The sequence below is a fragment of the Blautia sp. BCRC 81119 genome (assembly GCF_003184505.1).
Taxonomy (GTDB): domain Bacteria; phylum Bacillota; class Clostridia; order Lachnospirales; family Lachnospiraceae; genus Blautia_A; species Blautia_A fusiformis.
Window position 1 is genome coordinate 1 of record NZ_QJHD01000027.1, and the last position, 12,033, is coordinate 12,033.

The 12,033-nt window shown below is 43.9% G+C and carries 11 protein-coding genes; 2 read left to right on the forward strand and 9 right to left on the reverse strand.

From position 1 onward, the window contains the following. Both DMI82_RS15120 and DMI82_RS15125 read left to right on the forward strand, forming a co-directional pair. Positions 1–338 (forward strand): RNA-guided endonuclease InsQ/TnpB family protein (locus tag DMI82_RS15120; protein ID WP_110103784.1); only part of this gene is annotated, 338 nt, incomplete at its 5' end. A gap of 193 nt (positions 339–531) precedes the next feature. Next, positions 532–1,665, forward strand: a complete 1,134-nt coding sequence (locus DMI82_RS15125) for an ROK family transcriptional regulator (protein ID WP_044962240.1) — start codon at positions 532–534, stop codon at positions 1,663–1,665. Positions 1,666–1,774: 109 nt separating this feature from the next. Here the strand turns inward: DMI82_RS15125 and udk are convergent, their stop codons facing one another. The 9 genes from udk to DMI82_RS15170 all read right to left on the reverse strand — a co-directional run bounded on the left by udk (position 1,775) and on the right by DMI82_RS15170 (position 11,897). Continuing rightward, complete coding sequence (gene udk / locus DMI82_RS15130; protein ID WP_110103785.1) at positions 1,775–2,395, reverse strand: uridine kinase; 621 nt, start codon at positions 2,393–2,395, stop codon at positions 1,775–1,777. Between the two features lie 175 nt (positions 2,396–2,570). After that, entirely contained in the window at positions 2,571–3,449 is an 879-nt protein-coding gene (locus tag DMI82_RS15135; protein ID WP_015526188.1) for a methylenetetrahydrofolate reductase, read from the reverse strand. A 124-nt stretch (positions 3,450–3,573) separates the two neighbouring features. Then, positions 3,574–4,194: a methylenetetrahydrofolate reductase C-terminal domain-containing protein gene (locus tag DMI82_RS15140; RefSeq protein WP_021976351.1), complete on the reverse strand. Its 621-nt coding sequence runs from the start codon at positions 4,192–4,194 to the stop codon at positions 3,574–3,576. Between the two features lies 1 nt (position 4,195). Beyond that, the gene (gene rsxC / locus DMI82_RS15145) at positions 4,196–6,160 is read right to left on the reverse strand and encodes an electron transport complex subunit RsxC (RefSeq protein ID WP_092069875.1); all 1,965 of its coding nucleotides are present in this window, start codon (positions 6,158–6,160) and stop codon (positions 4,196–4,198) included. Between the two features lie 419 nt (positions 6,161–6,579). Then, positions 6,580–7,104 (reverse strand): hypothetical protein, encoded by a 525-nt coding sequence (locus DMI82_RS15150; protein ID WP_022426202.1) that lies wholly within the window; start codon positions 7,102–7,104, stop codon positions 6,580–6,582. Between the two features lie 111 nt (positions 7,105–7,215). Then, entirely contained in the window at positions 7,216–7,842 is a 627-nt protein-coding gene (locus tag DMI82_RS15155; RefSeq protein ID WP_022426201.1) for a response regulator transcription factor, read from the reverse strand. Then, positions 7,790–9,133: an ATP-binding protein gene (locus DMI82_RS15160; RefSeq protein WP_021652748.1), complete on the reverse strand. Its 1,344-nt coding sequence runs from the start codon at positions 9,131–9,133 to the stop codon at positions 7,790–7,792. The genes DMI82_RS15155 and DMI82_RS15160 overlap by 53 nt, the downstream gene beginning before the upstream one ends. Next, the gene (locus DMI82_RS15165; RefSeq protein WP_110103786.1) at positions 9,130–10,797 is read right to left on the reverse strand and encodes a histidine kinase N-terminal 7TM domain-containing protein; all 1,668 of its coding nucleotides are present in this window, start codon (positions 10,795–10,797) and stop codon (positions 9,130–9,132) included. Before DMI82_RS15165 ends, DMI82_RS15160 begins: the two co-directional genes overlap by 4 nt. Positions 10,798–10,943: 146 nt before the next feature. Next, complete coding sequence (locus DMI82_RS15170) at positions 10,944–11,897, reverse strand: DUF4428 domain-containing protein (protein WP_021652746.1); 954 nt, start codon at positions 11,895–11,897, stop codon at positions 10,944–10,946. Positions 11,898–12,033 lie beyond the last annotated feature (136 nt).

Below are 12,033 nucleotides of genomic sequence, written 5' to 3' on the forward strand. Positions count from 1 at the left end.
AGCTTGCGGAAAGATATGATGCAGTATGTGTGGAAGATCTGAATCTGAAGGGAATGTCCGGAGGGCTGCACCTTGGGAAAGGTGTGCAGGATAACGGGTACGGGCAGTTTCTGTTCATGCTGGGATACAAGCTGGAAGAATGTGGAAAACATCTTATAAAAGTAGACCGTTATTTTGCATCCAGCAAGATCTGCAGTCTATGCGGACATAAGAAAAAGGAACTGGCATTGTCGGATAGAATGTATGTTTGTGAATGTGGAAACAGGATGGACCGGGATGTGAATGCAGCAGTCAACATCCGTGAAGAAGGAAAAAGAATCTATAAAGAATGTGCCTGACGGCACAAGAAAAAAATCCGTAACCGGATAAACATAAAAAACAAAACCGCGGGACACGCGGGGATAGCCTGTTTTAGCTTTGCCCTAAAGGGTAATCGAGCAGGAAGCCCCCACTTCAAAATCGTAAGATTTAAGTGGTGGGAGCATGTCACGACTTAAACATATCTATAATTACTTTTATCAGGAGAATCTCATGAGTGAAAAAGGATTAACCACCATCAATTTAAAAAAAATAAACCGCTCCAAGGTTTACCAATATATATACAAAACACACCAGACTTCCAAAATGCAGATCGTCCAGGATCTTCAGATGGGGCTTTCCACCGTAAGCCAGAACCTGAACCTGCTGGAAAAAGAAGGGCTTATTGACAGAAACGGATATTTTGATTCCACAGGTGGTCGAAAGGCCCAGGCCATCCAGATCGTCTCGGATTTCCGGATTTCCATTGGAATCGGGATCCTGAAAAACATGTTCCATATCACAGCAATCGACTTATATGGAAATGCCTTTTATACAGAAACCATTGCTCTTCCCTATTCCAACACAGAAGAATATTACAGACAGCTGACCGATAAAGTACGAAAATTCATCGCAGAAAATCACTATCCGAATGAAAAGATCCTGGGTATTTCCATTGCCACACAGGGGATCACTTCTCCGGATAATTCCACTGTGATCTACGGAAACATCATGAACAATACCGGAATGAAACTGGAGGATTTTTCCCGGCATCTTCCTTACCCCTGCCATCTGGAACATGATTCCAAATCCGCTGCTTTTCTGGAGCTGTGGAATCACCCGGAGCTTGACAGTGCTGTCGTGTTCCTTCTGAACCGAAACCTGGGCGGTGCCATTATCACCAATCATCAAATTCATCAGGGAAGTTCCATGCACAGCGGAACCCTTGAGCATATGTGCGTCAATCCTGACGGCCCTTTATGTTACTGCGGAAACCATGGCTGTCTGGAAACCTACTGCTCTGCCAACGCTCTGGAACAGTCTGCCGGGATGCCTGTGAAGGAATTTTTCCCTCTGCTCCGCGAAAAAAAATCCCCCCGGCTTGCTGAGCACTGGGAAGATTATCTGAACCATCTGGCCTTTGCCATGAAAAATCTGAACCTGATCATCGATGCACCGATCATCATCAGCGGATATCTGGCACCTTATTTTACAGAAGAAGATATTAATTATCTGTTAGAACACATCAACACAGACGCACCATTCACCCTGGACAGAAGCCAGATTCTGGTCGGCACCCACGGGCAGTATACACCTGCCATTGGTGCAGCTTTATATTATGTAGAGAAATTTACACAGAGCGTGTGAATACAGACATATTCACCTGAACCGGTCAAAAAAGCATGTCATACACAGCCAGACGGATACAATCTGATCCGCTCTGTCCTAGAGTATGACATGCTTTTTATTTTACTTATTATTTTTTCAGTTCTTTCAGCAGCTGCCCGATTTTTGACACAAACAGATCAAAGGCCACATTATTCTTACCGCTGTTGATCACAATATCTGCTTTCGCCCGTGTGGGCTCCACGTACAGATAATGCATCGGTTTTACTGTGGTAAGATACTGATCGATGATTCCGTTTAAATCCCGTCCACGTTCCTCCACATCTCTGGAGATACGTCTTAAGATCCTCTCATCTGCATCTGCTTCCACATAAACCTTGATATCCAGAAGATCTCGGATACGGGGATCTGCAAGAAGCAGGATTCCCTCTACCAGAATGACCGGTCTTGGTTCGATCTTCAGCACTTTGTCGGATCGGTTGTGCTGACTGTAATCGTATACCGGACATTGGATGGTTTTGCCCTCCTTGAGTTCTTTGAGATGCTCTACCAGAAGATCGGTTTCCAGTGAATCCGGGTGATCGTAATTCACCTTCACACGTTCTTCAAAGGGAATTCCGTCCTGTCTGCGGTAGTAATTATCATGATAGATCACCACCACATCGTCTCCGAAATACTTCTTCAGTCTGTTTGTAAATGTAGATTTGCCGGAGCCTGACCCTCCGGCGATCCCGATAATAATACTTTCCATCGTCTCTTTACCTCTTAAGCTAGAATTCTTCCGCTGTGGATCCCGCAGGCTTCCCGAAGAGTTTTTCCGTATAGAGAAGCTTTTTCTTACACAAAAGCTGCCCGGTCGGTGTGCATCTCCTGCATCCGGTTCCGGACAGCTTTTCTGGTTATTTTTTATAAAGCAATCGTTCTGATCAGATCTCAGCCTGCTCCAGAAGTGCCGGGATCTTGGACTCCCATCCAAGTGCCATGATATGTACACCCTGGCAGTATGGCTTACACTCTTTGATGATACGTGCAGCGATCTCAACACCTGTGATACCAGCTTTTGTCTTCTCTTTGTCAGCTTTCAGCTCCTCGATCATCTCATCCGGAACATGGATGCCGGCTACGTTGTTGTTCATGAACTTAGCCATTCCGGCAGATTTCGGAATGATGATACCAACCTGTACAGGTTTTCCGAACTGTTTTGCTTTTTCCATAAATTTGATGAATTTCTCCGGCTCAAATACAGCCTGTGTCTGGAAGTAGTCTGCACCTGCAGCAACCTTTCTTTCCATCTTTGCAAGCTGAGCGTCAACGGAATCGCTGCATGGAGATACAACGGCACCCTTGGAGAATTTCGGTGGCTCACCAACCAGCTGGTTTCCTCCAAGATCTACACCGGACTCGAGAAGCTGTACTGTATGAAGAAGAGATACAGAATCAAGATCGAATACCGGTTTTGCCTGCGGATGATCACCCATCTTCGTATGGTCACCTGTCAGACAGAGGATGTTCTCAATACCAAGCATAGCAGCACTTAAAAGATCAGACTCCAGTGCGATACGGTTTCTGTCACGGCATGCAAGCTGGAAGATCGGATCCATTCCGGCGTCTTTGAGAACTTTACACATTGCAAGAGATCCAAGACGCATAACCGAAGACTGGTTATCTGTTACATTGACTGCATGAACGCCTTTGAGATAAGTTTTGGCTTCTTCTACCAGTTCATCTACATGGATCCCTTTTGGCGGTCCTACTTCTGCAGAAACTACAAATTCACCACGGTCGAATAATTCTTTCATTTTCATATTATATTTGCTCCAATCATTTAAAATTTGGGGTACGGTCCACCTGCTCTGCTGCATACATTGCGGAATATTTCCGGTGAACCGTATCATAATTTAATTTGGCTTCTTAATAAATCTTTGCTTATTATTTCACTTCATCATCTGTAGCGAAATTATGGATCTGTGTCGGGCATTTCAGTGCGTCAAGGCGTCCGATCTCTTTCAGACGTCTGTAGATGCGCTCCCATCCACACTCCATATCACTGTCCACTTCGCATTTACCATTCTTGGAACCGCCGCACTGGCCGTTGACAAGACTTTTGGAGCATGCTGTGATCGGGCAGATCCCGCCGGTAAGGTTCAGATAACACTCACCACACTGGTCACATTTATATTCTAACGGTGTTACACCCTGGAAACCAGGTACCGGGTATGTATCGCAGGCTGCGCATACCATCTTGTCTTCCAGATATTCTGCGATGGTCTGTACACCAACACCACAGGAGAATACCAGGACCAGATCCGCTTCTCTGATCTTATCCATGTGTTTCTGAAGACGTAACTGCATATTTTCCGGATTACAGATATAATCCGTTGTCATGATCCCTGTCACATTTCCTTCAGCGGAAAGCTCCTTCTGAAGTTCAACAGCTTCTTTTTCCGGAAAACGAACTTCCTTGCATCCATGGCAGTTGATGATAAAAACTTTCTTTCCGGCTGCCAGTGATACGATAGTTTCTTTTGCTTTTAACTGGGTAATCAACATATCACTTCATCCCCCTTACTGCATTTTTTCCGGCTTTGATACTGTTAATGATCGGAATCTTGGAAGAACAGATATACTGACAGCATCTGCACTCAACACAGTCCATGACATTCATGTCCTTCATGCCCTGCCAGTTCTCTTCTTTCGCATATTTTACGAAATACAGAGGAGAAAGTTCCATCGGACATACGTCCACACAGCGTCCGCACTTGATACATGGCTGCTCTTTGGTCTCATCTGTATCAATGGCGATGATACCGTTGGAGCCCTTCATCATAGGTACCTCCAGAGTGTTCAGAGGGAATCCCATCATAGGTCCGCCCATCTTGACCAGAACATCGTCATCTGTAAATCCACCGCAGTAATCGATCAGCTCTTTTACGCTGGTACCGATCTTGATGATAAAGTTGCCAGGATTCTTGATCTTCTCGCCTGTTACGGTTGCAACACGCTCGATCAGTGGCATACCCTTCTGGATCGCATCGGAAATTGCCTTTACGGTACTGATATTATCTACGATAACGCCAACATCTGCCGGAAGGCCGCCGCTTGGAACCTTTCTGCCCATGACGCGCTTGATGAGAGTTTTCTCAGCACCCTGCGGGTATTTGGTTCTTGCAACAAAAACTTCCATATTTCCGATATCGGCAACTTTTTCCTGCATTAATTCGATCGCATCCTGCTTGTTATCCTCGATGACAATGATGCCCTTCTCAGCACCTGTTGTCTTGAGGATCGCTTTCAGACCGAAAATAATATCATCAGCAAACTCAAGGAGAACCTTATGGTCTGCTGTTAAATATGGCTCACACTCACATCCGTTGAGAAGGATGGTATCAACCGGTTTTGCAGGTTTCAGCTTGACACAGGTCGGGAAACCTGCACCACCCATACCAACGATTCCGGCTTCTTTTACGATCTCAATGATCTCATCCGGTGTAAGTTCATCCAGGGCTTTATGTGGCTGTACGGATTCGTGCAGAGTATTTTTTCCGTCGGATTCGATGACAACTGCCATCACCTCACTGCCTCTTGTACCATGCATACGTGGCTCAACAGCAACTACGGTTCCGCTTACACTGGAATGTACCGGTGCGCTGATAAATCCGGCAGCTTCTCCGATCTTCTGTCCAACCTTTACTGTGTCGCCTACTTCCACGATCGGGTTAGCAGGTGCACCAAGATGCTGGGACATGGAGATCACAACCGTCTTCGGATCCGGGAATTTCTTCAAATCGATATGCTCGCTGAATTCCTTGTGCTCTGACGGATGAACGCCACCATAGTATCCGTTCAGTCTGTCCTCTCTAATAGACTTCACGTAATCATTGATCACCTTAAAGTTAACCTTGGAGTAATCACGTACCTGTACCGGCTGGTTCAGGAACTCTTCCAGACGACCCTGTTTTGCCAGTCTCTGGTAGATCTTCTCCCATGCGCAGTCCTTGTTAGGATCCACTTCACATTTCCCGTTCTTTGCTCCGCCGCACTGTCCATTCACAAGACTCTTGGAACAGTCGACGATAGGACAGACGCCTCCGGTAATGTTCAGATAGCACTGTGCACATGCATCACAGCTCTTTTTGGTAAGTGCCATGCCGTGATGGCCTCTGTAGTTAAGGGTATTACTTGCTGCGATCACCGGCTTACCGGTCAGATCTGCAACAGTCTGGATACCAAGACCACAGGAGATCACAACTACATTCTCTGTACCTTCCGGCAGCAGATCCTGTAATTTTCTTTCTGTGTGCATCTTGTTGCACAGAAAATCGAATTTCGCACTGCCTGTGACGGTTTTTCCCTGCTCCGCAGCAAATTTCAGGAATTCCTCGCAATCCGGTTCGTCAACGGTCTCAAATTCCTTGAAACACTTGTTACAGGCGATTACAAACAGATTGTCCCTGCCGTTCAGCACTGATGCAAGCTCATCACTGCTTTTCAGCTTGTACTTAGTATAGTTTTCCAATTGCTCACCTTCCTTATAAAGATTATATCCTTATGATTATCTGCTCTTATCCGTTCCCTCCTTCTCTGCACTCCCAGGAAAGAAACAATAAAACCAAATAAATAAGTTCTTTGTTATTTGTTCAGCCCTTCGAAAATCCCGGTCCCAAAAAAGGCCGCAGTATTTCCTCTGACCGCTACAATAAATGTACCATAATTTGAACATATTATCCAGTTTTATTAGCTATTTTTATAAATTTATTCTATGATTTCATCCCAATCGTCTATGGATGTACGGATATTTGTACAACTTCTGTTATGCTGCATGCGTTAGTTATATGCAACTTATATAATTTTGTTTATAAAATATCCTTTTTATGCATTGAGCATATTGCACAAGGATTTTATCTTTAACAGGGCAGATCCGACAGGTGTCTTTTGTCATGGGGTAAGACGCTGTCCGCAATATTCACAGGTGCTCAGACGACCTTTTATTACCTGATTCTTTGCACCGCAGCTGGGGCAGGTAACTGTAATATAGATCTTCTCATTTACGCGTCTGTTCGGTGCAGTGATCATAATATAATTTCCTTCTCTGTCTATCTGGATATTCCGGATATATCCCCCCGCAATAAATTTTTCCAGCTTTTTCACTGCACCTTTTCCCAGTTCCTGCTCAAACTTTTCAAATGAGACAGTATTCTGGGCATAGGATTCAAACCAGCAGGCAATTTCTCCAGCTTTTTTCTTCTTTAATGCTTTTTGAATTTCCCGGAAGGTTGGATACAGAAACAGCAATCCAAGTATGATCTCTGTTGCTGCCATTCCCCAGCGCCCTTCACCAATATACTTCTCCGATGCGCCAATAGCTCCCAGGGAAAAAAGTATAAAAAAGCCACAAAGAACCCATTTCAGTTTCCCAAGTATTCCTGTTTTTTTATTTTTTTCTGTCAAAAAATCGCTCATGTCTATTTCCTCTTTCCTATTATTCAAAATCTTATGCTATATTTGTGAATGCTCCGTCAGCTCACGCCAAACTCCCTCTGTCCGAATATGTTTCTGCATTCTGTGGATCTTCTATTTCAGTGTGGTTACGATCAGTTTACTTTCCAGTGCAGCTGCTATCAGATCCTCTTTGCAGCTGTATCCCGCCTTGGCGATCATTTCCTGAAAATTCCATCTCACCCCAGAAGCAGAACAGTCCATTTTCCTTGCGATCTCGGAATATGACATCCCGTGAATATACAGGCGCAGCATCTCCAGCTGTCTGGGACTGATATCACCGCTTGTGATCCAGTTAAGTTCCACCTCCGGTGCCACATCCGGAAATACATGCTCCCCATTTAACGTTCTGTAGATCACACTCCGTATTTCCTCTTCACCGTGATCCTTATACCATAGACTGTCTGCACATCCGCTCTTTGCTCTTTCCAGCACCTTGGGATCGATCAGCGAAGTAACAACCAATACCTTTGTATATGGATATTTTTCCCTGATGATCTTTCCGGCACTCAGCCCATCATGATTATGAAATGTCTGCACATCCATAAGCACAAGATCAATTGCCGAGTAAGAGCAGATCTTTACAGCTTCACAGGCATCCGAAACTGTCTGGACATGTCGGAATTCCGGTTCCCGCATAATAATACTTTCAAAATACTTCTGCATGATCCTCTGATCTTCTACTATCAGTATCCGTACCATAGACTCCCATCCTTTCTGTCAGTGGCATTTTCAACACCAGACAAAACTCCGGCGAAAAAGAAACCTGCATAATACATTTCTCTGACTCCGCAGCTTTTCTCAGTGCAGACAGACCACCACCTTCTTCTGCATTTTTTTCAGGTGCATCTCCATCATTCGTTATCCGGATGCTGTATTCATTTGCACCTTTTTCTATCTTCACCAGAACTGTACTTCCATGGGCATGTCTGGCACAATTTGTCACACATTCACGGATCGCTCTGTCTGTCAGCAGCCTGTAGGAGGGATGTTGAGGAAAATTCCCGCTGATCTGAACATAAATTCCAAGTTCTTCTGCATGCCTGATCGTATCCGCGCATAATTCTTCCATATTCTCAACAGAAGAATCTGTAAGAATATAGACCAGATGCTTTAGTGCAGATAGCTGTTCATCCATTTTATCCTGATTTTCTTTTCTTTCCAATATCCTGCGTATTGACAGAAGGCTTCGGCCAAAATTGTCATGAACCTGCATTTTCATGGCAAGTGTCTCCTGCTCTCTTATTTTATCTCCGATTTTTTCATACATTTCCTCCAGCTTATGATTCAGGATTTCCAGCTTTTCATTATTTGCTCTGATCTTTTCACCATTGTAATAAATTTCTGATACATTAACTGCCACTGTCTGCAGATATCCTGCACAATCCGGCTCCTGCAGACGATATTCCTGAAACATCCAGACGGAATCATCCGGAAAATAAAATACATTACTGTCACTGTTTAATCTGCGAAGTCCCTCTGCTTCGGATCCTCCATTTATTACTTTCCGCAATGCCTCATAATCCTGCAGATAGGAGCCTGTCATTATCCTGCTCAGTTCATGCATCTTAGTGTTGCATAAAACGATCCTTCCAAGAGGATCCGAAAAACACACCCCACATGGAACATCATCAACAGCTTCATTCACAGACCAGTAAGACAGAGAATGATGATATCTGCGTCTCTCTCTCCAGATTGCCCAGCAAAGATAAAGCAACAATACCACCATCGCTGCCATCAAAACACTGACCGGACACATTCGGAGCATTAGCTGATATGCGCTTTCCCCCTGGCAATATCTGTGATCATTCATCAGGAACCCCATAAGCATAAAAGAAACTGCAAAAACAGTCACTGCTGTTATAATTTTCTTTTTCCCGTAAAAACAGGTTATCCTGATCAACAGAAGGATCAATTCCAGAATCAGGCAGATTTCAAGAAGGATCATCAAAAAATCCTGCATTGCCATACTGCATTCCGCAAAATCAGTCATCTTCCGCCTCTCTTTCTGAATACGATACATCCGATAAACCATTCGTTTTCATCTTCCTGCTGCACATTTAATTCCGGTCTTTCTGACATTAATCCCCGAAGATCTGCTTCTGCTACAATATGAACCGAGATCCGCAAAGCATCATCGATCTGCGACACACGGTAAAAAACAGACTGCATTGTATCAAACAATCGTTCCACAAGCCATTCAAAGGTATCATAGCATTTTAGTATATCATCTGCATTCAGCTGCACTTCACCATTTTCGACATAATAAGCTGCCCGGATCTTACATAATTTTAAGCTGTCACAGGATTCCGCAAGACTCTGTCTGAGATCCTCCATTGTAAGCAGATTTCCGTCTGATGCATATTGTGTCAATACCAGATTTTTTCTTCTTTTTAAATATGTACCAACAACCACGATTTTTCCCAGGATCCGGTCATAGTGTTCCCTTGACTCCGTTCTTTCCAGCTCATCCATCAGCTGTGACAGCAATTCCAGCTGCCCGGCTGTCTGATTCTGTATCATGTTCAGCAGTCGGTTCTGTTCTTCTGTTTTTCTCCGCTCAGCTTCTTTCTGATAGGTTTTCTGCAGCAGACGATTTCTGGCAGTCAGCTCCTCCTGCTGTTCCCGGATATCCTGATACTGATCCAGAAGCACCGAAATATCTTCTGACCAGAACAAATGTCCTCCTCTTATAGGAATATGGTTGATCCGGATTCCCTGTTCCTGTACAGCTGATCTGTTTATTACAATTTTACGCAGTTCCGGTGACAGCTCAGGAAAATCACCGGAATGATAATAACGCTGAAAGGAATCATCCGTAATCTCTGCATCCAGTCCTCCGGAGGTCTGGAATAATTCAAAATATCGATTGTTCGTCTGTATCAGGCCGCATAATATACATCCCTGGTAAATTGCCGCCATCAAAAGGCAGCATACCGCTGTCATATCTCCGGCAATTGTTTTGATCAGAGGCAGACGGAGTAAATTCCCGATATTCCATCCCAGAAGCAATATTCCCGGAATAACCGGCAGCCAAAATTGCTTTCTTCCCGGAATCCTGCTTTTTCTGATCAGCATAATTTCCATCCATATCAGGCAAAATATGATCCATCCCTGGATCACTATAAAAAGAATACCATAGCTGTAATCTCTGTCCGAAAACGGAGGCCGCCCGGAAAACCGAAACACCAGCTGATGCAGGTCATTTGTAAAAACACAGACGATCATAATCACCGCAAAAACCAGCAAAACAATAATTTTTCTGCCCGTTTTCTCGCCGTCCTTTTCACCAAGAAACATCGCTGCTGCCAGTCCAAGGACCGGTATCAGGATCATCGGGATATAATACAGATACCAGCAGATATGTTCTCCAAGCGGATCATGAAAAATATGAAATTTTACTGTCCGTACAAAAAACCAGAAGACCATCAGACAGCCAATTGCAGTCAGACATCTGCGCGTTTTTCTATGCACTACATGCTTTTCCAGATAAATCACCCAGGCACAATACATTCCCAGATAAATACAGTTACGACACTGATCTGCGAGATTTCTCATAAAAACATTTTCCGGTCTTCCCAGCCTGCAGAAATACGCCAGAAATACACTTATCAGGATTCCTCCATACGACAGTGCCCTTTTTTTATTGTATGTCATGAAAATTCCTCTCTCATCAATACACCTCTGTGATAAGTATACTATAAAGTTCTATTTTATTATATAGTTTTCAGAGAAACCATCCATTCTCAACCCCTGTTATCACAAACAGAGTGAACAATTCTGTCCACTCTGTCTATCATCACTCAAAATGGTCTTGGCTGGCCACAGTATTCGCAGAATCTTCCGGTATTCTCTGCACCGCACTGACATTTCCACAAACCGCCGGGCTGCTGCATTCCGTTGTTCATCTGCATTCCAGATTGCTGCATTCCGTTGTTCATATTCATCCCAGGCTGCTGCATTCCACTGTTCATGTTCATTCCGGACTGCTGCATTCCATTGTTCATGTACATCCCGGACTGCTGCATTCCGCTGTTCATGTTCATCCCGGGCTGCTGCATTCCATTGTTCATGTTCATTCCGGACTGCTGCATTCCATTGTTCATGTACATCCCGGACTGCTGCATTCCGCTGTTCATGTTCATTCCGGGCTGCTGCATTCCAGCCGCATTTGGTGTCAGGGCGGCTATGATCTGATGACCTGTCTGCTCCACTTCCATCAATTCACCTCTGTTATCGCTGCTTATGGAAAAAGTATTCAAACGAAAATCCATATCATCAAACCATGGAGTTTTTACTTTAATACGCATAGTATAATCAAATTCATACTTATATACCGGTGGCTGATAGCTTACGGTTTCTCCATCCTTTGTTGTATATGTTTCCTCGTTCTGCTGTCGCTCTACATCAACTCTGCACTGCACAACAGCGGATAAAGGAACTATATCCGGATTTTCATTGACATCCAGCTTCCGTGCAACAGTAAAATTCCCCTTATTGTCATCAATAAAAACATTGTAATTTCTGGTATTGATCTGACGTGTTATACAAAAATCCATTACGGCTTTTTTGTTTTTTTCACGATATTCCAGTTGACGTTTTATATCCTCTACCGTACTGTGCCGCCGGTCTTCAAACCATGGTGACAATTTTTTTGCACAATCCTTACACAGATTTCCGTCATCCAGTTTTCTGTTGCCTAATAAACCTATTTTCTCTCCGCAGATATCACAGATCTTCTTATCAAATAATCCCATACCCAATCCTCCTTCTTTTTATATTTGTGTTTTTGTTTATCTACATTATGCGTGAATGCTTCGCCATTTGCACTAGCATCTCTGACAGTAACTGAATTCATCTTCATATCAATGTCAGGATCATAAGGCTCGTATC

Coding starts and splice junctions, on each gene's coding strand:
- DMI82_RS15135 (WP_015526188.1), bottom strand. CDS start 3,449: ATGAAAATGAAAGAATTATTCGACCGTGGTGAATTTGTAGTTTCTGCA.
- DMI82_RS15155 (WP_022426201.1), bottom strand. CDS start 7,842: ATGGTACGGATACTGATAGTAGAAGATCAGAGGATCATGCAGAAGTAT.
- DMI82_RS15170 (WP_021652746.1), bottom strand. CDS start 11,897: ATGGGATTATTTGATAAGAAGATCTGTGATATCTGCGGAGAGAAAATA.
- DMI82_RS15160 (WP_021652748.1), bottom strand. CDS start 9,133: ATGACTGATTTTGCGGAATGCAGTATGGCAATGCAGGATTTTTTGATG.
- DMI82_RS15150 (WP_022426202.1), bottom strand. CDS start 7,104: ATGAGCGATTTTTTGACAGAAAAAAATAAAAAAACAGGAATACTTGGG.
- DMI82_RS15140 (WP_021976351.1), bottom strand. CDS start 4,194: ATGTTGATTACCCAGTTAAAAGCAAAAGAAACTATCGTATCACTGGCA.
- DMI82_RS15165 (WP_110103786.1), bottom strand. CDS start 10,797: ATGACATACAATAAAAAAAGGGCACTGTCGTATGGAGGAATCCTGATA.
- udk (WP_110103785.1), bottom strand. CDS start 2,395: ATGGAAAGTATTATTATCGGGATCGCCGGAGGGTCAGGCTCCGGCAAA.
- DMI82_RS15125 (WP_044962240.1), top strand. CDS start 532: ATGAGTGAAAAAGGATTAACCACCATCAATTTAAAAAAAATAAACCGC.